We start from the raw sequence: 21,249 nt of genomic DNA, 5'->3' as shown, positions 1-21,249 counted from the left end.
AAGCATGACGCGCACCTCGCAGCAAGTACGCCGAGGCGTACTTGAAGAATCAACTTAATAAATGATCAAAGGAGGAATATAATCATGGGAATGACGATGACGCAGAAGATTCTTGCGGACCATGCAGGACTGGATTTGGTTGTGGCGGGACAGCTCATTGAAGCAAAGCTGGATGTCGTGATGGCGAATGATATCACAGGCCCTATGGCGCTGCCGATTTTCAGGCAGATGGCAGATAAAGTATTTGACAAAGACAAGGTGGTTCTGGTACCGGATCACTTTACACCGAATAAGGATATCAAGTCAGCAGAGAACTCCAAAGCGATTCAGGATTTCGCAAAGGAGCAGGGACTGAAATGGTATCTGGTACAGGGGAAATGTGGTGTGGAACATGCGATTCTTCCGGAATATGGTATCGTTGCTGCCGGTGAGTGTATTATCGGAGCAGATTCACACACCTGTACATACGGAGCACTCGGAGCATTTTCAACGGGTGTGGGAACTACAGATATTTCAACCGGTATGGCGACCGGAGAACTCTGGTTCAAAGTTCCGTCAGCGATTAAGTTTGAGCTGACCGGCAAACCGGGACCGTATGTGACCGGTAAAGATGTGATCCTTCATATCATCGGCAGAATCGGGGTGGACGGAGCACTTTATAAATCCATGGAATTCATGGGTGACGGCCTGAAGTACCTGACAATGGATGACCGTTTTACGATGGCAAATATGGCGATTGAGGCCGGCGCAAAGAACGGAATCTTTATGGTTGATGAACAGACAGAAGCTTATTTGAAAGAGCATACAGATAAAGAATACAAGATTTATGCACCGGATGAGGATGCCGAATATGATGAAGTTGTTGAGGTGGATCTTTCTGAAGTTCGTCCGACGGTTGCGTTCCCGCATCTTCCGGGCAATGCGAAGACCATCGATGAGATCGAAGCGATGGAACCGATCGTGATCAACCAGGTAGTGATTGGATCCTGCACTAACGGAAGAATTTCCGATATGAGAAAAGCTGCTGCGATCCTGAAAGGACATACTGTTCATCCGGATGTGCGCGTGATGGTAGTTCCGGCTACACAGGCGGTTTATAAGCAGTGTATCAAGGAAGGACTGATCGACATCTTTATTGATGCTGGTTGCGCTGTGAACACACCGAGCTGCGGTCCTTGTATGGGAGGCCATATGGGAGTTATGGCTGCAGGGGAAAAATGTGTTTCAACTACGAACAGAAACTTTGTCGGACGTATGGGACATGTGGATTCTCTGATTTATCTGGCATCACCGGAAGTGGCAGCGGCAAGTGCGATTGCTGGTTATATTGCAAATCCGGAGAAAGTAGGTGACAAATAATGAATGCAAAAGGACATGTATTTAAATATGGTGATAATGTAGATACGGATGTAATCATTCCGGCGAGATATCTGAATTCTTATGACGCGAAAGAGCTTGCGACGCATGCGATGGTAGATATTGATCCGACTTTTGTGGAGAGAGTACAGCCGGGCGATCTGATCGTGGCAAATAAGAATTTTGGATGTGGCTCTTCGAGAGAGCATGCACCGCTTTGCCTGAAGACGGCAGGGGTAAGCTGTGTGATCGCAGAGACCTTTGCGAGGATTTTCTACCGCAATGCGATCAATATCGGGCTTCCGATCATTGAGTGCCCGGAAGCGGCAAGAAACATTGAGGCAGGCGATGAAGTGGAAGTGGATTTTGACTCCGGCAAGATCTATAACCGTACGAAAGGAACCGAGTTCCAGGGACAGCCGTTCCCGGAATTTATGCAGAAGCTGATCGCGGCAGGCGGACTTGTGAATTATACAAATGCAAAAAAGAATCAGTAATTGAAAAAGGTCCCGATGGACCTTTTTCTTACTTTATATGACGTAATCATTGCCATAGAGGGTCGTCTGTTGATCCAGAATATCCTGCAGCGTTACGCTGTCCAGATATTCGTTGACCGTTTTGTAAAGTCCCTGCCACATCGGAAGGGTGAGACATTCGCCGCAGCGCGGGCACATATTCGGTTCCTGTTCGAGACAGGAGATCGGTGCCAGGCTGCCTTCGGTGACGCGAAGAATGTCTCCCACAGTGATGGAAGAAGGTTCTTTCGCCAGCTCATATCCCCCCTGATAACCGCGGCCGGTGAGCAGAAATCCGGCACGGTTCAGCATGGGAACGATCTGTTCCAGATATTTTTTGGAGATATCCTGACGTTTGGCAATATCTTTTAATGCAACAAATCCGCAGTTCCGGTGCTGTGCCAGATCAAGGAGAAGCCGGAGTGCATAGCGTCCTTTGGTTGAGATTTTCATAGTGTTCACCTCGTCTTTATTTCTGATGTCGTGCTCCAGATAACCCGTTCTATACGGGAAAAATCATGGGAATCATGGCATCCTATATATTAACATAATACCACGTATTTACTAGGTATTCAAATGAAAAAAGCATATTGCAACTGTATTTACAAGAATAAGGAGAACGTATATAATAGTTATATGTGTTTAATTGGGTTCGGCAGGACAGAGCGTCAGATGGCGAAGTCTGTCAGAATACGGTGGAAGGTGGATCAGAATGAAAAAAGGGAGAAACGGAAATGTAGTGGATTTCGGCGCAACACTTCAGGAGTGGCCGAAAAGAATATGGGAATGGGACGAGGTGCGGGAGTGCTATCTGCCGCACCTTTCCAAGTGGAAAGAACAAGGAATGCCACTGGAGGCGATGGTATGGGTACCGGCCAAGGGATATGAGCGGGGAGCCTTTGAATATCTGGCGGCAAGATTTGACGGACAGATTATGCTTCTTTTTCCGCAGAAAGACGGAGAGGTAAAGGAGATATGTATTCCATGCAGGGATATCCTGGCTGTGCGGGAACTGCGGTATGTGTTGGACTGCAGATATCTGATCTATTATGAAATGGACGGTAAGATTGAATGCGTGGCGATGCCGTACAATGAGGCGACCCAGTATTTATTTACCCCGTTCTTAAACTGTGCATTGCAGTTGGATGAGAATTTTAATGCGGCAAGCCGGATCCGTTTGAATCCGCGGCCGGAGCATTTGCTCCATGAGGCGCATGAGCTTTACAGTTTCAGTGAGGCTGCATACAGGCTGGGAGACAAGATCGTTCATTATGAATGGGGCAGGAATTTCCAGATTACAAAGAATTTCATATTTAAAACGAAGAAAGAGTGTTCATGGATCCTCTGTGAGATGGAGGAGGGCTGGTGCATGATCGAATGCGGTGCCAACTATCATGAGACCACCTATTTATATAAGAAATATGGCAAAGTCCTGCTGGAAGAAGAAAAAAAGCTCTGGAAGATGGAGGTTGAGGAAAATGGACAGCCTTATCTGGTGCGTGATCTGAAGTATGAGACACGGAATGTGGGCAAAGAAAAATAAGGTGCAATTGTAACCTGAAAGAGAGAGACAGACGACATGAGAATTGCATTCAGAAGAAAAGAAGACGGAGCGGAGCTGGTTCGTGTGTGGAGCGAATCGGAGGTTGTCAAAGTTCCGGAAAATGTTGGAAAATATAGAATAAATTCCATTGCATCCTATGCATTTTCCAATCACAAACAGGTGGAAGATGAAGATGTGGAGTTCTTTGAAGAGGACAGCAGAGCGGAAGAATTCCAGATGCAGGATCTGCCGCTCAGATGCGGAGCCAATCTTCTGGAGATCCATCTTCCACCTACGGTGAAGGTGATCGGTAATTATGCATTTTACGGCTGCATGAATATGAAAGTCTTTCACGGAACAGACGAGATCGTGAGGATGGGAAGCGGTGTGTTCACCGGATGCCGTCTGTCGAATGTTCAAATTGATTTTTATGAGGGAGAGCGGTCCTGTCTGAAGGAAATTCTGACAGAGATCCGCTATGAGATCGTGGCGACTCTGGTTTATGGAAAAGGAAAAGAAGAACGGTTCACGAAGATCATTTTTCCGGAACATTACATGGACGCTGTGGAGAATACGCCTGCAAGGATCGTGGAGACTCATTATTACGGCTCGGGTGGAGAATACAGGGAATGTTTCTACCGCCGGGAGCTGGATTACCTGAAATACGACAGAATGTTCGCACTTTCCGGTGTGCGGGATGATGAGGCGGTTACGGTCCAGGTCGCACTTGCAAGACTGATGTATCCGGTGAAACTTGAGGATGCCGCACGCAGGCGGTATGAAACTTATATCCGGGAACATCTGACGAATCTGATAAAGGATTGTCTGAAAAAACTTGACGATCATGAGAATTATGCGCTCGGTTCACCGGTGGAGATCGTGGAATTTATCTGTCGGATGGAGTATTTTGAAAGGGATGTGCTGGAGCGGGCGATTGATCTGGCATCCCGGACCGGACAGACGGAAGTCTTAAGTATCCTGATGGATGAGAGACACCGGAGATTTCCGGTAAGAAAGAAGAAATTCGTTCTATAGAATGCAGAAGGAAAGAAGCGGAAGAATATGGAACTCAATTTGGAAGAGAATACGAAGCAGGAAGACCAGCTGGAGCAGATCGGCCGCCGGATCCTGGCGCTTTCAAGAAATGAACTGTATCTGCAGATGCGATTCCTGGATGTGGCATTGTCTTCCCTGGCGTATGTACAGGATTTTTCGGTATCGCTTGTTGCCACAGACGGGTGGAATCTGTATTTTCATCCGGGAGAGCTCGGAGGACTCTACCGGAAAAACAGGCTGGATGTAAACCGGGCTTATCTGCATGCCGTGATGCACTGCATTTTCCGTCATATGATTACGCGGAAGGGCAGGGAGAAGCTGTGGTGGAATCTGGCTTGTGACATCGTGACGGAATCCATCATTGACGGGTGGAACACACGGAATATCCGGCGTGCCAAGTCATGGCTCAGGCAGGAAACCTACCGGAAGATGCAAGGTGAGATGAAGGTGCTGACGGCGGAGAAGGTTTACGGAAGTCTGATGCGATGGGAGCTTTCAGAGAGAGAGATGCTTCGTCTTCAGGCGGAATTTACCGTTGATGATCATAAATACTGGGCTGAGGATGAGGAGAAGAACAGAAATAGTGAGCTGAATCAGAGATGGAAAGATATCAGTGAACAGATGCAGACGGAGATGGAAACATTTTCGCAGGAGACTGCCGGTGGAACGGGCCATTTTCTGGAACAGATCCGGGTGGAGAACAAGGAGCGGTATGATTACCGGAAATTTCTCAGAAAATTTGCCGTGCTGAAGGAAGAGATGACCATTGATGAGGATTCCTTTGATTATGGATTTTACAGCTATGGGCTGCGATTGTACGGAAATATGCCGCTGATTGAGCCGCAGGAGTGGAAAGAAGTCAGTAAGATCGAGGATTTTGTGATCGTGATCGATACGTCCATGTCCTGTTCCGGAGAACTGGTGAAAAAATTTCTGGAGGAGACGTATGGAATCTTAAGTGAGAACGACAGCTTCTTCCGGAAAGTCAATATCCATATTCTCCAGTGTGATGAGCAGGTGCAGACGGATCAGAAGATCACGAATAAAGAGGAACTGCGGGAGTACATGGAGCATCTGGACCTGGTCGGAGAAGGCGGTACGGATTTCAGGCCGGCATTTGAGTATATCAACCGTATGATAGAAAATCATCAGTTTGCTAGGCTGAAGGGTGTGATTTATTTTACAGACGGGCAGGGTATCTTTCCGAAACAGATGCCGCCCTATGAGACTGCATTTGTGTTTATGGAAAGGGAAGGCCCTGAGGTGGAGGTTCCGCCGTGGGCGATGAAGCTTACGATTGAGGAGGACGAATTGGAAAACTATGGACATTAAGCGAGCAAAACAGGAAATCAAGGACGCGATCGAAGCGTATTTAGTAAAGGATGAATGTGGAAAATACATGATCCCCGCTATTCATCAGCGGCCGATCCTTCTGATGGGGCCTCCGGGAATCGGAAAGACACAGATCATGGAGCAGGTGGCAAGAGAGTGCGGGATCGGCCTGGTGGCGTATACGATCACCCATCATACCCGCCAGAGCGCAGTGGGGCTGCCGTTTATTCAGAAAAAACAGTACGGAGGGAAAGAATATTCGGTGACGGAGTATACGATGAGCGAGATCATCGCGTCGGTGTATGACAAAATGGAAGTTACCGGACACAAAGAGGGAATTCTTTTCATTGATGAGATCAACTGTGTCTCTGAGACCCTAGCGCCAACGATGCTGCAGTTCCTGCAGTGCAAGACATTCGGAAATCAGAAAGTCCCGGAGGGATGGATCATCGTTGCGGCGGGCAACCCGCCTGAGTATAATAAATCGGTACGTGAATTTGATGTGGTGACCCTGGACCGTATCAAGAAAATCGATGTGGAAGAGAATTTTGACGTCTGGAAAGAATACGCCTATCAGGTGGGCGTTCATCCGGCGGTCATCGCCTATCTGGATGCAAGGCGGGAGAATTTCTACCGGATGGAGACGACGGTGGACGGAAGAATGTTCGCGACCGCCAGAGGGTGGGAGGATCTCTCCCGGCTGATCCAGGTGTATGAAAGACTGGGAAAAAGGGTGGACCGGGAAGTTGTGCATCAATATATCCAGCACTGGAAGATTGCAAAAGATTTCGCAAATTATCTGGAACTCTACGCGAAATACCGGAAGGATTACGGAATTGAAAAGATTCTGGAAGGCACCTATGGAGAGGATACGCTGGAGAAGCTGAAAGTTGCCGCGTTTGATGAGAAGCTGAGTGTGGTGAACCTTCTTTCCGGAAGATTGGCGGGCGCTTTTAAAGACACCTATGAAATGGATCGCTATGTATCTGCCCTGTATGAATGGCTGAAGAAATATCGTGCTTTGATCCGTGAAGTGGAGAAAGAAGGAATGTCAGAAGAACTCTATGCAAGCGGAGGAATCATCAAGACGATCTATTTTCGGGCGAAAAAGGAATTCGAAGATCAGAAAAAGGCTGAGAAGCTTGACCGGGACGGGGAGCGGTGCATGGCAAAAGTGGTAGATACACTGGAAGGCTACTGGAATTATGCCAAAGAAGAGCATCTGGCCGGCAATGAAGCGTTTGAACAGATCCGGGAGCTTTTTGCAGATGAGACCGAAAAGCGGGAGGAAATGGTCGACCATACGATGGAAATGCTGGAGCATGCGTTTGAATTCCTGGAAAAAGCATTCGGAGAGAGTCAGGAGATGGTCGTATTCGTGACGGAGCTGAATACTAATTACTACAGCATCTGGTTCCTGAAAGAGAATGACTGCGGATTGTATTATAAATACAATAAGGGACTGCTGTTCGATGAACGGCACCAGGAGATTCTGAAGCAGATGGACGAGGCGGAAGAGAGTATGGAACGAGGGATCCGGTAAGCGGAAAATCCGAGAGGATGGAATTGCCGGATCCTGTAAATGAGAAGACTGGAAGAATGGAACGTGATGCGGATTCCGGCATATAATGAAAAGGAAGGCAGATACAAGGGGCAGTTCCAAATTGCTGTGCAGAAATGAAACGAAAATCCTGAAACAGGAGAGATGGCTGCCGGACATAAGAACCGGTCGTTGGACGTTGAAATATGAGGAACGCTTTCGAAAAGGACCGGGACTTAATTATCCGGGAGAAGTGACGGCAGAAGCCGGAACAGAAGCCATGATCCTTGAGGTGCGCTGCCTGAGCGTTTCGGTCTGGGGAAGGGCACAGGATGGCTGGCTGTGCCTGTATATGAGCGGCACCTGGTATGTGGAATAAAATTGTGGGAATAGAATCATGGACATAGAAAAAAGGCGGTTCAGAAGAGGATTTGCGAAAACTCTTTCTGAACCGCCTTTTGGGATATTCTTAATAACTGCTATTTCTGGTTGTTCTTAGCTTCAGCCAGTTTCATCGCACGAACTTTCAGCGGAAGGCCGAACAAGGTAATGAAGCCGTCTGCATCGTGGTGGTCATAAAGATCACCGGTTGTAAAGCTTGCCAGAGATTCGCTGTAAAGTGAATACAGAGAAGTTGTACCTGCTTTGATGATGTTGCCTTTGTAAAGCTTGAATTTCACTTCACCTGTCACATATTCCTGAGTAGAGGTTACGAATGCCTGAATCGCTTCACGAAGCGGAGTGAACCATTTCCCTTCATATACAACTTGAGCAAGCTTGTTACCCATATCTTTCTTCACTTCCATGGTCGCACGATCAAGCACCAGTTCTTCCAGCTGTGCGTGTGCTTCCATCAGAATGGTTCCACCCGGAGTCTCATATACGCCACGGGACTTCATACCTACAACACGGTTTTCAACGATATCAACGATACCGATACCATGTTTGCCGCCAAGTGCGTTGAGCTTGCGGATGATGTCGGCTACCTTCATTTCTTCGCCGTTGATGCTTACCGGAACACCTTTTTCGAATTTCATAGTGACATACTCACCTTCGTCCGGGGCCTTTTCCGGTGTAACGCCGAGAACCAGAAGATGATCGTAGTTCGGTTCATTGGCCGGATTCTCCAGTTCAAGACCTTCGTGACTTAAGTGCCATAAGTTACGGTCACGGCTGTAGCTGTGGCTTGCGTCAAACGGAAGATCAATGCCGTGTGCTCTGCAGTACGCGATCTCATCTTCACGGGACTGCATGGTCCATACATCGGTCATACGCCATGGAGCGATGATCTTCAGATCCGGAGCGAGTGCCTTGATTCCAAGCTCGAAACGGATCTGGTCGTTTCCTTTACCGGTAGCACCGTGGCAGATTGCGGAAGCGTTCTCTTTTCTCGCAATCTCAACCAGTTTTGCGGCAATTCCCGGACGAGCCATAGCGGTTCCGAGTAAATATTTATTTTCATAAACGGCACCTGCCTGTACACATGGCATGATGTAGTTTTCGCAGAAATCATCGGTGATATCTTCAATATATAATTTGGAAGCTCCGGCAAGTTTTGCCCTTTCATCCAGTCCGTCCAGTTCTTCGCCCTGTCCGCAGTTGATGCAGCAGCAGATTACTTCGTAATCAAAGGTCTCTTTTAACCATGGGATAAGTGTGGTTGTATCAAGACCACCTGAATATGCTAAAACAACTTTCTCTTTCATTCTATATTCCTCCTGATAATAAGTTCGTCGATCAAGTACAAAACACACTATACACTATGTTTTATATTTATGCAAGAAAAAAATGCAAAATCTTGAAAAAATGTGTGTTTTTATGCATGAAAATGTATAAAAACAAGTTTATATGCATTTTTGAAATCAGAGAACCGCATGTGAAAGACCTGTGTGAAAATGAAAATGATAGAAAATATGAGGCAATTTTAAAAAAAGCTTGACATTTTCCGCGTGAACGATAGAATAGAATGAAAAGAAGCAGTGTATTGCAAACGAGTAATGGAGGAGTAAGGATCATGGATTATATGCATAAAATGAATTACAATTATACTCTCATCATTACCTTCCGACCGTGTCAGCCGTATCCCTTAGGGGGATACGTATATTAATTGAACATGGACGGGATGGCGTTGTTGTTGTGCTTCTCAATCAGAGAGATTCCCTTAGAGGGATGAGTTTGACTTATTTTGCCGTAAGGAAAAAGAGTGTCAGGAGAAAAGGTATAACTATATGCGTTTTCCCCTGATTTTTTTGTACTTTTTTTATTATTTTTACATGAGTTATTATGGCAGGATTAGGAGAACGAAATGGAACTGAGACAGGAATTAAAAGATAAAAAGAGAATTGTGATTAAAGTTGGGACTTCTACAGTGACATACGAGAAGACGGGACAGATCAATCTGGAAAAGCTGGAGAAGTTTGTCAGGATTCTGATCAATATGAGAAACCGCGGGAAGGAAGTGATCGTTGTTTCATCCGGAGCAGTCGGGATTGGAAGGAACGTTCTGGGGATTACGGAAAAACCGCAGGGAGATGTCAAGCAGGCCTGTGCAGCTGTCGGGCAGGGAAGACTGATGATGATATATGAAAAGCTTTTCGCGGAATACAGTCAGTTGACGGCCCAGGTGCTGCTTACAAAGGAATCTGTATATAATGTGACCTGCAGAAATCATGCAAAACAGACATTTGAAAGATTGCTTGCTATGAATGTGATTCCGATTGTCAATGCAAATGATGCGATTTCGGTGGATGAAGACAGTTACGGGAATTTCGGGGATAATGATACGATGTCGGCAGATGTGGCGGCGCTGGTGAATGCGGATCTTCTGATTATGATGTCTGATATCGAGGGACTTTATACGGATGATCCAAGGAAGAACCCGAACGCCAGATTCGTGCATACGGTGAACAAAATTGATGCCGCACTGGAAAAGATGGGGAAAGGTGCCGGAAGTGATCTTGGTACCGGAGGAATGGCGACAAAAATCGAAGCGGCGAAGATTGCAACGGAAGCCGGGGCGGATATGGTAATCGCTAACGGTGACAATATTTACGCTATCAATGATGTGATGGCAGGAAAGAAAGTAGGTACTCTTTTTTTATCAAAGGATAGAAGATATGACGGAGAGAACGAGCTGGCACCGGAGCGGGAAGGATATAGAAGACAGATGAAGCGCAGGAGGAAGATGTGATATGGAATATATGGAACAGTTGGGAAAAAGGGCGCAGGAAGCGAAGAAAGTGGTTCAGTTTCTTGGGACAAATGAGAGAAATAAAGGACTTCTGGCGGCGGCAGATGAGCTGGAAGGCAAAGCGGCATTTATAATAGAAGAAAATAAGAAAGATATTCTGGATGCCAGAAGCAGGAATCTTCCGGAACCGCTGATCGACCGGCTGATGCTGAATGAGGAGCGGATACGGCAAATGGCGGAAGGACTCAGGCAGATTGCGGCACTTCCGGATCATTTGGGGGAAATGATTTCTATGTCAGTCAGGCCAAACGGACTTCAGATCGGGAAAAGACGTGTACCGATCGGCGTTGTGGGAATTATTTACGAGGCCAGACCGAATGTGACCGCAGATGCTTTCGGGCTTTGCCTGAAGACGGGAAATGTTGTGATTTTACGTGGAGGAAGTGATGCGTACAGGTCAAGCAGCGCCATTGCGTCCTGTTTAAGAGGAGGGCTTCATGACGCGGGGATTCCGGAAGATGCCCTTCTTCTGGTAGAAGATACAAGCAGAGAAACGGTGCGTGAGATGATGCGTCTGAATCAGTATCTGGATGTTCTTATTCCAAGAGGCGGCGCGGGACTCATCGCTTCGGTGGTGGAAAACAGTACGGTACCGGTCATCGAGACCGGAACAGGAAACTGCCATATTTACGTGGATGAATATGCAGATATACAAATGGCAGCGGATATCATCGTGAATGCCAAAACGCAGAGACTTGGAGTGTGCAATGCCTGCGAGTCGCTGGTTATCCATGAAAAGATTGCCGGGGAAGCAGTGCCGGTCATTTGCAGAAGATTGTGGGAAAAGGGAGTGGAGATCCGCGGGGATAAAAGGGTCTGTGCTCTTGAAAAGCAGGTGAAGACAGCATCCGAAGATGACTGGGGACGGGAGTATCTGGATTCCGTTATTTCGGTGAAAATGGTAAATTCGATTGAAGAAGCCGTAGAACATATTAATCGGTATAATACCGGACATTCCGAATCGATCATTACCCGCAGCTATGAGCATGCTTTGTATTTCCAGGAAAGAGTCGATGCAGCGGCTGTCTATGTCAATGCGTCTACCAGATTTACGGATGGAAATGAATTTGGTTTTGGAGCGGAAATCGGAATCAGTACGCAGAAGCTGCATGCCAGAGGGCCGATGGGGCTGGAAGCACTGACAACAACAAAATACGTGATTTTCGGGAACGGTCAGGTGCGCTGTTAGATGATCCAAAGATTTATGATAAAAGTACTTGCATAATATGCACAAATTATGTATAATTATGCAAGTACTATTTTCTTGGCTTAAAATTAAGAGAGGATAAGAAGCGCATTTTGGAAGATACTCTATGGATTTTTATTAGAGAATACTTTACTTTGAAAAACAAATGGTTTATAGTGGTTATGACTTATGCCCGGAAAGGCCGGGGATTTCAAGGTGCCGCAAGGGCATGATGAAAGGAAGGATAACATGATTAGAGCAGGAATTATCGGTTCGACCGGATATGCCGGAGGAGAACTGGTCAGAATTTTGACAGGACATAAAGATGTGGAGATCAAGTGGTTTGGCTCCAGAAGCTATATTGATAAAAAGTATGCATCCATTTACCAGAACATGTTCCAGATCGTCGATGCGGTCTGCATGGATGATAATATGGAAGAACTGGCAGAGCAGGTGGATGTAATCTTTACCGCAACACCGCAGGGACTTTGTGCATCTCTGGTAAATGAAGATATCTTATCCAAGGTAAAGATTATTGACCTGAGCGCGGACTTCCGTATTAAAGATGTGAAGGTATACGAAAAATGGTACGGAATCGAGCATAAGAGTCCTCAGTTTATTGAAGAAGCGGTATATGGATTGTGCGAGATCAATCGTGAGGATATTAAGAAGGCGAGACTGGTGGCAAATCCGGGATGTTATACGACCTGTTCGATCCTGACGGCATATCCGCTTGCCAAAGAAGGGCTGATCGATATGGATACACTGATCATCGACGCGAAATCCGGAACTTCCGGAGCGGGAAGAGGGGCAAAGGTTCCGAATCTCTTCTGTGAAGTCAATGAGAACATGAAGGCCTATGGCGTTGCGTCCCATCGACATACGCCTGAGATCGAAGAGCAGCTTGGATATGCATATAATAAGGAAGTTGTTCTGAATTTTACGCCGCATCTCGTACCGATGAACCGCGGAATTCTGGCGACGGAATACGCAAAGCTTACAAGAGAAGTTTCCTATGAAGAAGTGAAGGCCATCTATGATAAATATTACGGCAGTGAGAAATTTATCCGTGTCCTTGATAAGGATGTGTGCCCGGAGACCAAATGGGTGGAGGGAAGCAACTACGTGGACATCGGATTTAAGATCGATCCGAGAACGAACCGGATCATCATGATGGGAGCCATTGATAATCTGGTGAAAGGAGCAGCGGGACAGGCAGTACAGAATATGAATCTTGTGTTCGGACTTCCGGAAGATGAGGGATTGAATCTGGTACCGATGTTCCCGTAAAGGAGTTACATATGACAATTCGAGAGATGACGATAGAAGATTATGACCAGGTCTACGCATTGTGGATGAAGATCAAAGGATTCGGGATCCGGAGCATTGATGATTCCCGTGAAGGAATCGAGCGTTTCCTGCGAAGAAATCCTACGACCAGTGTGGTTGCCGAGAAGGACGGGAAAATCGTAGGCGGAATCCTGTGCGGTCACGACGGACGGCGCGGATGTTTCTATCATGTCTGCGTGGATCCGGAGTACCGAAGGCATGGCATCGGCAAAAGCATGGTAATCTTTGCCATGGAAGCGCTGAAAAAAGAACAGATCAATAAAGTTTCCCTGATCGCATTTACGAAGAACGATATCGGAAATGCATTCTGGAATACGATCGGGTGGACGAAGAGAGAAGATCTGAATTATTATGATTTTACTTTGAATGAAAAGAATATTACGGCATTTATTGAAGATAAGTAGTGTGGAGGAATAAATTATGAAGATAATTACCGGCGGAGTTACCGCAGCAAAAGGATTTGAGGCAGCAGCAACAGCAGCAAAGATCAAATATCAGGATCGTACCGATATGGCGATGATCTACAGTCAGGTTCCATGTGTATGCGCAGGAACATTTACCACGAATGTGGTGAAGGCAGCTTGCGTGAAATGGGATCAGCAGATTGTGGCAGGTGGGCAGAAGGCACAGGCCGTGATCGTAAATTCTGGAATCGCCAATGCATGTACCGGCGCAGAAGGATTCGGATATTGCAAGGAGACCGCAGATGCGGCTGCAGAAGCACTGGGAATCAGTGCGGATGGTGTTCTGATCGGTTCGACCGGTGTGATCGGAAAACAGCTTCCGATCGACCGCATCAAAGCAGGCGTGAAAGCGCTGGCACAAAAGAAAAATACGTCTCTGGAAAATGGCACAGAGGCTGCCAAAGCGATCATGACCACCGACACCTGCGAGAAACAGATTGCAGTGGAAATTGAAGTGGGCGGCAAGACGGTCACGATCGGCGGTATGGCAAAGGGCTCCGGCATGATCCATCCGAATATGTGCACCATGCTCAGCTTTATCACGACCGATGCCGTGATCACGAAGGAAGCACTGCAGAAAGCGCTCAGTGACGATGTAAATGATACTTATAATATGATTTCCGTTGACGGGGATACTTCCACCAATGATACGGTGGTTCTTCTGGCAAACGGATTGGCTGAAAATGAAGAAATCACGGTGGATTCTCCGGACTATCCGGTATTTTACGAGGCGCTTCACACGATCAATGAATACCTTGCAAAGAAAATGGCCGGAGACGGAGAAGGCGCAACCGCATTGTTTGAAGTTCAGGTAGTAGGCGCTGACACGAAGGAAACTGCAAAAATACTTGCAAAATCCATTGTCTGCTCCAATCTGACGAAGACCGCAATCGCCGGACACGACGCGAACTGGGGACGTATTCTGTGTGCAATGGGATATTCGGGAGCACAGTTCGATCCGGAAAAAGTGGATCTGTTCTTTGAAAGCCAGGCGGGAAGAATTCAGATCATTGAAGACGGAACCGCAGTGGATTACAGTGAGGAGAAAGCAACCGAGATCCTCTCCCAGCCGGAAGTGAAGGCAATTGCCGATATTAAGATGGGAAATGAAAGTGCGACTGCCTGGGGATGCGATCTGACTTATGATTACATCAAAATCAACGCAGATTACAGAAGCTAAAGACGGAACAGTTCAAACGGAGGAATGAGTCATGAACCAGAATATGCAGAAATATCTGGACAAGGCAGAGGTGCTGATCGAGGCGCTGCCATATATCCAGCGTTTTAACCGTAAAATTATTGTTGTAAAATATGGTGGCAGTGCCATGATTGATGAAGAATTGCAGCAGAACGTGATCAAAGACGTTACTCTGCTGAAACTGACCGGATTCAAACCGATCATTGTCCACGGCGGAGGAAAAGAGATCAGCCGCTGGGTCGGAAAGGTCGGCATGGAACCGAAATTTATCAACGGACTCCGCGTGACGGATGAAGATACCATGGAAGTTGCGGAGATGGTCCTGAATAAAGTGAATAAGAATCTGGTGCGAATGGTAGAGGAACTGGGCGTTCGTGCAATCGGAATCAGCGGAAAAGACGGGGCGCTTCTGAAGGTGGAGAAGAAATATTCCAACGGTGAAGATATCGGGTTTGTAGGTGATATCAAATCCGTCAATGCAGACATTCTCTTTGATCTTCTGGAGAAGGATTTTCTTCCGATCGTCTGCCCGATCGGACTGGATGATGACTATAATACATACAACATCAATGCAGATGATGCGGCCTATGCGATCGCGAAGGCGGTTCATGCGGAAAAGCTGGCATTCCTCTCTGATATCGACGGAGTTTACCGGGATTTCGAGGATAAGACATCGCTCGTTTCGCATCTGACTGTAGACGAGGCGCGGGAACTGATCGAGAGCGGCGGCATCACGGGCGGTATGATCCCAAAGCTTCAGAACTGCATCGGTGCTATTGAAAATGGAGTTTCCAGGGTGCATATTCTGGACGGAAGGATTCCGCACTGTCTGCTTCTTGAGATTTTTACCAAGAAAGGTATCGGAACGGCAATCTTAAAAGACAACGATCCGGATTAATTCAACGATCCGGTGGGAAGGAAAGAAGGAGAATATATGGAGAATCAATATATACAGGATACAGAACAGGGACTTTTGAAGACCTATAATCGTTTCCCGGTCGTTCTGGATCATGGAGAAGGTATGTACCTCTATGACACAGACGGAAAGAAATATCTGGATTTTGCTGCAGGAATCGCAGTCTGTGGTCTGGGATACGGAAATCAGGAATTCGGGAACGCAATCAAATCACAGGTTGATAAACTGCTCCACACATCCAATCTTTATTATAATACTACATGCGGAGAGGCTGCCAGGGAACTGAAGAGAGTATCCCAGATGGATCGAGTCTTCTTCACCAACAGCGGAACAGAGGCTGTGGAAGGAGCACTGAAAGCGGCGCGGAAATATGCTTATGAGAAAAAAAGCGGACGTTATGAATTTATCGCAATGGAAGATGCATTCCACGGAAGAAGTATCGGGGCGGTTTCCGTAACCGGACACAAAGAATACCGGGAACCATTTGAACCGATGCTGCCGGGCGTTTCTTTTGCGACATTCAATGATCTGGACAGTGTGAAAGCACTGGTAAGTGAAAAGACATGTGCGATCATCATGGAGACGATCCAGGGAGAGGGCGGTATCAATCCGGCCACACCGGAATTCCTGAACGGGGTTCGTAAAATCTGTGATGAAAATGATATTCTGCTGATCCTGGATGAAATCCAGTGCGGAATGGGACGGAGTGGTTCGTATTTCGCATGGCAGCAGATAGGTGTGAAGCCGGATATCATGACGATGGCGAAAGCAATCGGAAATGGAATTCCGGTGGGAGCATTTGCCATGACGGAAAAAGTGGCACAGCATTCGCTGAAGCCTGGGGATCACGGGACAACATACGGCGGCAATCCGCTGGCATGTATGGCGGTCAAGACGGTCATTGATATATTTGAAAAGGAAGATCTGATTGGACACGTCAATGAAATCGCGCCGTATCTGACTGAGAAGCTGGAAGAAGTTGTATCGGAATTCGACTGTGCGGTCAAAGTAAAAGGAAAAGGTCTGATTCAGGGACTTCAGATTACGAAACCGACCGGGGAAGTGACGAAAAAAGCGCTGGAGGAAGGGCTCCTCATCATTTCGGCCGGACAGAATGTACTCCGTGTGATTCCGCCTCTGATCGTGGAGAAGGAACACATTGATGAGATGATCGAAAAACTGAAAAAAGCATTGGCTTAAGACGCATAATAACCCGGTCATCGGGCATACTCTTAGAAGAAAAAACTGGGAGGAAGAACGATGACCGGGTTTCTGATTGCCCTGATTTCCGGGGCGCTTATGAGTGTACAGGGAGTATTTAACACACAGGTGACAAAGACTACGGGGATGTGGGTCAGCAATGCATGGGTGCAGCTGAGCGCCTTTGCACTGTGTTTTGTGATGTGGCTGATCATGGGAAGGGACAGCGTTGCTTCGATTGCGAAGGTGGAGCCGAAATATGTACTGCTGGGAGGTGTGATCGGTGCCGGGATCACCTGGACGGTCATTAAGAGTATGGAACAGCTCGGGCCTGCAAAGGCGGCACTTTTGATCGTAGTTTCACAGCTTATTGTGGCGTATCTGATCGAGCTTCTGGGGCTGTTCGGAGTGGAAAAATCACCTTTGGACTGGAAAAAGGTGGGCGGAATGGCGCTGGCACTGATCGGGGTTGCGATTTTTCAACTGGCAGGAAAATGATAAAATGGAAATAGCGGTTGAGTTTTTCATGGAAATTCGTTACAATAATCTTGTCTTAGCTGCAGATACATTCTTCCCTCAGACCTGGAGGGAAGAAATGTATGGCGAGGGGTCGCGGCTCTGCATGGAAATGGAGAGAGAATGAGGCAGAAAAGACAAAGAGTGTATCGAAGATTTGCAATTATGATTCTATACTTCTGCTGTATATTTGCGGGATGCAGCAGGGAAGAAGCGTTTGCCGAAGTCGAGATTACAAAACAGGAAGCAGACGAGAAAGTCCCGGAAGAAAGCGAAGAGACGAAAGAGACGGAACAAGAACCGATCTGGGTCTATGTCTGTGGACAGGTAGTGTGTCCCGGAGTCTATGAACTGAAGAATGGTGACCGCGTGTATCAGGCCATAGATGCGGCGGGCGGTTTTACAGAAGCGGCGAGCCGGGAGTTCTGGAATCAGGCCGAGATTCTGTCGGACGGGCAGAAGATCTATGTACCGACGAAGGAAGAAACGGAACAATCCGGTTCTGCCACAGAAAAAGGGACAATGGATGCCGGGAAAAGCGAAGATGGAAGAGTGAATCTCAACACGGCATCGAAGCAGGAACTCACATCTCTGAGCGGGATTGGTGAATCGCGGGCAGAGGCCATCATCCGTTATCGCGAAGAAAACGGTGGATTTCAAAGCATAGAAGAGATCAAAAAAATAGAGGGAATAAAAGAAGGCATTTTTGAGAAGATCAAAAATGATATTACAGTAAATTAAGGGAGCAGCAGTATGGGCAGAAAAGTGTTGGTAGTGGATGACGAAAAATTAATCGTGAAAGGAATTCGTTACAGTCTGGAGCAGGATGATATGGAAGTGGATGCCGCCTACGACGGTGAAGAGGCGCTGGAGATGGCAAGAAGGAAAGCGTATGATATCATTTTGCTGGATGTCATGCTTCCCAAGTGTGACGGATTTGAAGTGTGCAGGCAGATCCGGGAGTTCTCGGATGTTCCGATCGTGATGCTCACTGCAAAAGGAGAGGATATGGACAAGATCCTCGGGCTGGAATACGGAGCTGACGATTACATAACGAAACCATTCAATATACTTGAGGTCAAGGCAAGGATCAAGGCAATCATGCGCCGTACGGGGAAAAGAGAAGGAAGCACGGTGGCATCGAAGATGATCGTGAAAGGGGATCTCAGGATCGATTGCGAGAGCCGGAGAGTATTTTCCGGAGAGAAGGAACTGAACCTGACTGCAAAAGAATTCGATCTTCTGGAACTTCTTGCGATGAATCCGAATAAGGTGTACAGCAGAGAGAATCTTTTGAATATTGTCTGGGGATATGAATACCCGGGAGATGCACGTACGGTGGATGTCCATATCCGGAGACTGCGCGAGAAGATTGAAGTGAATCCGAGTGACCCGAAATATGTCTATACGAAGTGGGGAGTTGGTTATTATTTCAGGGGTTAAATTAAAATTTGTACCAAAGTTTTTAAAAAGTCTGCGAGTGCGCATTGTACTGCTTATGGGCGTATGTACGATTCTGACGTGCCTGTTCTTAAAGAGCGCGATTCTGGAAAGATATGAACAGAGACTGGTATCTGTGCGCACTTCAGAGATTCAGAATCAGTGTACGATTCTGGGCAATCAGTTAATCAATTCTAATTATCTGGAACATACAGATTCCGAGGTTATCAATGCTGAGCTTACGCAGCTGTCCAATATTGTCAGCGGACGGGTCATGGTCATCAATGATGAATTCCGTATCGTAAAAGATACATATAATCTGGATGAAGGGAAGACGATCATATCTACGGATGTGGTGCGCTGTCTTCGCGGAGAGCAGAGCAACAATTATGATGAAAAGAACCGCTATATCGAGGTGGCGACGCCGATCGTGAGTTCCGGGGACAGGCGTGTTCCCGGCATGATGCTGGTCAGTGTGTCCACCGATTCGATCCGGGATGAACTGGCGGCTTTGGAGAGCAAGGCGTATCTTGCATCTCTGACGATCTTCCTGATCGTCCTTCTTGCCGCAGGATTATCGGCTTCTTTTCTGGTGCGTCCGCTTACAAGGATGTCAAAGACGATCGAGGAAATGGCATCCGGATACGGAGATAATTACCTTCATGAAGATGCATACAATGAGACGGAGAAGATCTCACTGGCATTTAACAGGCTGTGGGACCGCTATAAGCTGCTGGATGCTTCCAGGGAAGAATTTGTGGCCAATGTCTCTCACGAACTGAAGACACCGCTGACATCCATGAAGGTTCTGTCAGATTCACTTCTTGCACAGCCGGATGTGCCGGTGGAGCTGTATCAGGAGTTTATGGGAGACCTCTCAGAAGAGATTGAGCGGGAAAATAAAATCATCAATGATCTTTTGGAACTGGTTAAGATGGACAAAAAAGGCGCCGGCCTGAACGTGCAGAGCCAGAATATCAACGAGCTGGTGGAGCGGATTCTGAAAAGGCTGCGTCCTCTGGCGGCACGCCAGAATGTGGAACTGGTGTATGAGAGCTTTCGCTCTGTTACGGCAGAGGTGGATGAAGTGAAATTTTCGCTTGCGCTTTCCAATCTGGTTGAAAATGCAATCAAGTATAACAGGGAGAACGGCTGGGTTCATGTTGAGCTGAATGCGGATCACAAGTATTTCTATCTGAAAGTTGCGGATTCCGGAATCGGAATTCCGAAAGAGGATACCGAGCATATATTCGAACGGTTTTACCGGGTGGACAAGTCGCATTCCAGAGAAATCGGAGGGACCGGACTGGGCCTTTCTATAGCCCGCAACGCGGTGATCATGCACAGAGGAGCGATTAAGGTGCACAGCGAGCCGGGAGAGGGGACGACATTTACGGTCAGGATCCCGCTCACCTACATTGCCCAGTAGAGAGGCAGTGGGAAACAGAAAGAAGTGGATGGAAATGAGAAGAAGGAAGAAAATCATTTTGTATGTCGCCCTTGTCCTGGGTATTCTGGCATCGGCCGGGTGCAAAAGGAAGGATGAGGCGGATTCTCCGTATAAGCTGTACCGGATCAACCAGGATGGCACCGGTCTTGTGGAGACGGCGTACCAGGGAGAGACGGAAGATAGTGATAAAGCGGTGAACGAGATGATCGAAGATCTGAAGGCGGCAGATGACTCGATTGAAGAGCAGCCGGCGATCCCGAATGATGTTGATCTGGAGCGCTATGTCCTTGAAGACGAGAAGCTGCTGCTTTATTTTAACGAAGCGTATGCGGACATGGATCCGGTTCAGGAAGTGCTCTGTCGGGCGGCACTGGTACGTTCCCTTACGCAGATTGACGAGGTGGATCAGGTTGCGTTCTATGTGGATGAGAAACCGCTTGCGAACCGCTCGGGAGAAGAATACGGATTCCTCCAGGCCGAAGATTTTGTACAGAATACAGGATCGGCGATCAATTCTTTTCAGGACACGGTATTGACCCTGTACTTTGCAAACAGTGACGGCTCTGCGCTGGTGAAAGAAGAGATGGATGTCCGTTACAATTCGAATCAGGCGAAGGAAAGAGTCATTGTGGAGAAGCTGATCAAAGGTCCCACAGGCAATGATCTGCAGGCCACGATCCCGAAAGGGACAAAGCTCCTTGGCACTTCGATCAAAGACGGGATCTGTTATCTGAATTTTAATGAAGGTCTGAAGAATACGACGCCGGGCGTGCAGCCGGAGACGGTGATCTACTCGATCGTAAATTCCGTGACGGAGTGTAGTTCGGTAAGTCGTGTTCAGATTGCGATTAACGGTGACAGCAATGTCATGTTCCAGGAAAGTATCAAACTGAGTGAGCCTCTTAGCAGAAATCTGGATATTGTGGAGGAAAAATAA

At 47.2% G+C, this 21,249-nt stretch carries 22 protein-coding genes; 20 read left to right on the top strand and 2 right to left on the bottom strand.

Annotated elements, in window-relative coordinates; genetic code table 11:
- Positions 1 to 84: 84 nt before the first annotated feature.
- Positions 85 to 1,359, top strand: a complete 1,275-nt coding sequence (gene leuC / locus ACTNB3_RS04280) for a 3-isopropylmalate dehydratase large subunit (protein WP_441024591.1) — start codon at positions 85 to 87, stop codon at positions 1,357 to 1,359.
- Positions 1,359 to 1,853 (top strand): 3-isopropylmalate dehydratase small subunit, encoded by a 495-nt coding sequence (locus tag ACTNB3_RS04275; protein ID WP_427805495.1) that lies wholly within the window; start codon positions 1,359 to 1,361, stop codon positions 1,851 to 1,853. The genes leuC and ACTNB3_RS04275 overlap by 1 nt, the downstream gene beginning before the upstream one ends.
- A 33-nt stretch (positions 1,854 to 1,886) precedes the next feature.
- Here the strand turns inward: ACTNB3_RS04275 and ACTNB3_RS04270 are convergent, their stop codons facing one another.
- Positions 1,887 to 2,324: an RrF2 family transcriptional regulator gene (locus ACTNB3_RS04270; protein ID WP_427805496.1), complete on the bottom strand. Its 438-nt coding sequence runs from the start codon at positions 2,322 to 2,324 to the stop codon at positions 1,887 to 1,889.
- A gap of 259 nt (positions 2,325 to 2,583) precedes the next feature.
- Here ACTNB3_RS04270 and ACTNB3_RS04265 point away from each other — a divergent pair, with 259 nt between their 5' ends.
- The 5 genes from ACTNB3_RS04265 to ACTNB3_RS04245 all read left to right on the top strand — a co-directional run bounded on the left by ACTNB3_RS04265 (position 2,584) and on the right by ACTNB3_RS04245 (position 7,721).
- On the top strand, positions 2,584 to 3,414 hold the full coding sequence (locus tag ACTNB3_RS04265; RefSeq protein WP_441024590.1) for a hypothetical protein: 831 nt from the start codon (positions 2,584 to 2,586) through the stop codon (positions 3,412 to 3,414).
- Positions 3,415 to 3,450: 36 nt separating this feature from the next.
- On the top strand, positions 3,451 to 4,449 hold the full coding sequence (locus ACTNB3_RS04260; RefSeq protein WP_427805498.1) for a leucine-rich repeat protein: 999 nt from the start codon (positions 3,451 to 3,453) through the stop codon (positions 4,447 to 4,449).
- A 27-nt stretch (positions 4,450 to 4,476) separates the two neighbouring features.
- Positions 4,477 to 5,802, top strand: coding sequence for a vWA domain-containing protein (locus ACTNB3_RS04255; RefSeq protein WP_441024589.1), 1,326 nt, complete (start codon positions 4,477 to 4,479; stop codon positions 5,800 to 5,802).
- Positions 5,792 to 7,345: an ATP-binding protein gene (locus ACTNB3_RS04250; RefSeq protein ID WP_441024588.1), complete on the top strand. Its 1,554-nt coding sequence runs from the start codon at positions 5,792 to 5,794 to the stop codon at positions 7,343 to 7,345. The genes ACTNB3_RS04255 and ACTNB3_RS04250 overlap by 11 nt, the downstream gene beginning before the upstream one ends.
- Before the next feature lie 121 nt (positions 7,346 to 7,466).
- A complete protein-coding gene (locus ACTNB3_RS04245; protein ID WP_427819066.1) occupies positions 7,467 to 7,721 on the top strand; it encodes a hypothetical protein in 255 nt (84 codons plus the stop codon).
- 100 nt (positions 7,722 to 7,821) lie between these two features.
- On the opposite strand, the gene ACTNB3_RS04240 is transcribed toward ACTNB3_RS04245, so the two are convergent.
- Complete coding sequence (locus ACTNB3_RS04240; RefSeq protein WP_441024586.1) at positions 7,822 to 9,048, bottom strand: argininosuccinate synthase; 1,227 nt, start codon at positions 9,046 to 9,048, stop codon at positions 7,822 to 7,824.
- Between the two features lie 599 nt (positions 9,049 to 9,647).
- On the opposite strand from ACTNB3_RS04240, the gene proB reads away from it, so the two are divergent.
- From proB to ACTNB3_RS04175, 13 genes are all read left to right on the top strand, one after another.
- Entirely contained in the window at positions 9,648 to 10,532 is an 885-nt protein-coding gene (proB, locus tag ACTNB3_RS04235) for a glutamate 5-kinase (RefSeq protein ID WP_427805503.1), read from the top strand.
- A gap of 1 nt (position 10,533) precedes the next feature.
- The gene (locus ACTNB3_RS04230; protein ID WP_441024585.1) at positions 10,534 to 11,781 is read left to right on the top strand and encodes a glutamate-5-semialdehyde dehydrogenase; all 1,248 of its coding nucleotides are present in this window, start codon (positions 10,534 to 10,536) and stop codon (positions 11,779 to 11,781) included.
- Positions 11,782 to 12,027: 246 nt separating this feature from the next.
- A complete protein-coding gene (argC, locus tag ACTNB3_RS04225) occupies positions 12,028 to 13,068 on the top strand; it encodes an N-acetyl-gamma-glutamyl-phosphate reductase (protein WP_441024583.1) in 1,041 nt (346 codons plus the stop codon).
- A gap of 11 nt (positions 13,069 to 13,079) precedes the next feature.
- Complete coding sequence (locus ACTNB3_RS04220; protein WP_427819064.1) at positions 13,080 to 13,532, top strand: GNAT family N-acetyltransferase; 453 nt, start codon at positions 13,080 to 13,082, stop codon at positions 13,530 to 13,532.
- 16 nt (positions 13,533 to 13,548) lie between these two features.
- Entirely contained in the window at positions 13,549 to 14,772 is a 1,224-nt protein-coding gene (gene argJ, locus ACTNB3_RS04215; RefSeq protein WP_427819063.1) for a bifunctional glutamate N-acetyltransferase/amino-acid acetyltransferase ArgJ, read from the top strand.
- Between the two features lie 31 nt (positions 14,773 to 14,803).
- Entirely contained in the window at positions 14,804 to 15,688 is an 885-nt protein-coding gene (argB, locus tag ACTNB3_RS04210) for an acetylglutamate kinase (protein ID WP_427805507.1), read from the top strand.
- A 36-nt stretch (positions 15,689 to 15,724) separates the two neighbouring features.
- On the top strand, positions 15,725 to 16,906 hold the full coding sequence (locus ACTNB3_RS04205; protein WP_441024582.1) for an aspartate aminotransferase family protein: 1,182 nt from the start codon (positions 15,725 to 15,727) through the stop codon (positions 16,904 to 16,906).
- Between the two features lie 60 nt (positions 16,907 to 16,966).
- Entirely contained in the window at positions 16,967 to 17,404 is a 438-nt protein-coding gene (locus ACTNB3_RS04200) for a DMT family transporter (RefSeq protein ID WP_427805509.1), read from the top strand.
- Between the two features lie 4 nt (positions 17,405 to 17,408).
- Positions 17,409 to 17,549: a hypothetical protein gene (locus ACTNB3_RS04195; RefSeq protein WP_427819062.1), complete on the top strand. Its 141-nt coding sequence runs from the start codon at positions 17,409 to 17,411 to the stop codon at positions 17,547 to 17,549.
- On the top strand, positions 17,546 to 18,163 hold the full coding sequence (locus ACTNB3_RS04190; RefSeq protein WP_427819061.1) for a helix-hairpin-helix domain-containing protein: 618 nt from the start codon (positions 17,546 to 17,548) through the stop codon (positions 18,161 to 18,163). Before ACTNB3_RS04195 ends, ACTNB3_RS04190 begins: the two co-directional genes overlap by 4 nt.
- A 12-nt stretch (positions 18,164 to 18,175) precedes the next feature.
- Positions 18,176 to 18,865: a response regulator transcription factor gene (locus ACTNB3_RS04185; RefSeq protein ID WP_427805511.1), complete on the top strand. Its 690-nt coding sequence runs from the start codon at positions 18,176 to 18,178 to the stop codon at positions 18,863 to 18,865.
- A complete protein-coding gene (locus ACTNB3_RS04180) occupies positions 18,822 to 20,291 on the top strand; it encodes a sensor histidine kinase (protein WP_427819060.1) in 1,470 nt (489 codons plus the stop codon). The genes ACTNB3_RS04185 and ACTNB3_RS04180 overlap by 44 nt, the downstream gene beginning before the upstream one ends.
- Positions 20,292 to 20,325: 34 nt before the next feature.
- Positions 20,326 to 21,249, top strand: a complete 924-nt coding sequence (locus ACTNB3_RS04175) for a GerMN domain-containing protein (protein WP_427805513.1) — start codon at positions 20,326 to 20,328, stop codon at positions 21,247 to 21,249.

Origin of the sequence: Bariatricus sp. HCP28S3_D3 (assembly GCF_052065755.1) — a bacterium.
GTDB lineage: Bacteria > Bacillota > Clostridia > Lachnospirales > Lachnospiraceae > Allocoprococcus.
This window is presented reverse-complemented; position numbering and strand designations above follow the sequence as displayed.

Excerpts from the sequence above, each read along its gene's own strand:
- ACTNB3_RS04220 (WP_427819064.1), top strand. The coding sequence starts at position 13,080 with ATGACAATTCGAGAGATGACGATAGAAGATTATGACCAGGTCTACGCA.
- ACTNB3_RS04180 (WP_427819060.1), top strand. The coding sequence starts at position 18,822 with ATGTCTATACGAAGTGGGGAGTTGGTTATTATTTCAGGGGTTAAATTA.
- ACTNB3_RS04195 (WP_427819062.1), top strand. The coding sequence starts at position 17,409 with ATGGAAATAGCGGTTGAGTTTTTCATGGAAATTCGTTACAATAATCTT.
- leuC (WP_441024591.1), top strand. The coding sequence starts at position 85 with ATGGGAATGACGATGACGCAGAAGATTCTTGCGGACCATGCAGGACTG.
- ACTNB3_RS04240 (WP_441024586.1), bottom strand. The coding sequence starts at position 9,048 with ATGAAAGAGAAAGTTGTTTTAGCATATTCAGGTGGTCTTGATACAACC.
- ACTNB3_RS04190 (WP_427819061.1), top strand. The coding sequence starts at position 17,546 with ATGAGGCAGAAAAGACAAAGAGTGTATCGAAGATTTGCAATTATGATT.
- argC (WP_441024583.1), top strand. The coding sequence starts at position 12,028 with ATGATTAGAGCAGGAATTATCGGTTCGACCGGATATGCCGGAGGAGAA.
- ACTNB3_RS04265 (WP_441024590.1), top strand. The coding sequence starts at position 2,584 with ATGAAAAAAGGGAGAAACGGAAATGTAGTGGATTTCGGCGCAACACTT.
- ACTNB3_RS04185 (WP_427805511.1), top strand. The coding sequence starts at position 18,176 with ATGGGCAGAAAAGTGTTGGTAGTGGATGACGAAAAATTAATCGTGAAA.
- ACTNB3_RS04275 (WP_427805495.1), top strand. The coding sequence starts at position 1,359 with ATGAATGCAAAAGGACATGTATTTAAATATGGTGATAATGTAGATACG.
- proB (WP_427805503.1), top strand. The coding sequence starts at position 9,648 with ATGGAACTGAGACAGGAATTAAAAGATAAAAAGAGAATTGTGATTAAA.
- argJ (WP_427819063.1), top strand. The coding sequence starts at position 13,549 with ATGAAGATAATTACCGGCGGAGTTACCGCAGCAAAAGGATTTGAGGCA.
- ACTNB3_RS04200 (WP_427805509.1), top strand. The coding sequence starts at position 16,967 with ATGACCGGGTTTCTGATTGCCCTGATTTCCGGGGCGCTTATGAGTGTA.
- ACTNB3_RS04230 (WP_441024585.1), top strand. The coding sequence starts at position 10,534 with ATGGAATATATGGAACAGTTGGGAAAAAGGGCGCAGGAAGCGAAGAAA.
- ACTNB3_RS04175 (WP_427805513.1), top strand. The coding sequence starts at position 20,326 with ATGAGAAGAAGGAAGAAAATCATTTTGTATGTCGCCCTTGTCCTGGGT.
- ACTNB3_RS04250 (WP_441024588.1), top strand. The coding sequence starts at position 5,792 with ATGGACATTAAGCGAGCAAAACAGGAAATCAAGGACGCGATCGAAGCG.
- argB (WP_427805507.1), top strand. The coding sequence starts at position 14,804 with ATGAACCAGAATATGCAGAAATATCTGGACAAGGCAGAGGTGCTGATC.
- ACTNB3_RS04260 (WP_427805498.1), top strand. The coding sequence starts at position 3,451 with ATGAGAATTGCATTCAGAAGAAAAGAAGACGGAGCGGAGCTGGTTCGT.
- ACTNB3_RS04205 (WP_441024582.1), top strand. The coding sequence starts at position 15,725 with ATGGAGAATCAATATATACAGGATACAGAACAGGGACTTTTGAAGACC.
- ACTNB3_RS04270 (WP_427805496.1), bottom strand. The coding sequence starts at position 2,324 with ATGAAAATCTCAACCAAAGGACGCTATGCACTCCGGCTTCTCCTTGAT.
- ACTNB3_RS04255 (WP_441024589.1), top strand. The coding sequence starts at position 4,477 with ATGGAACTCAATTTGGAAGAGAATACGAAGCAGGAAGACCAGCTGGAG.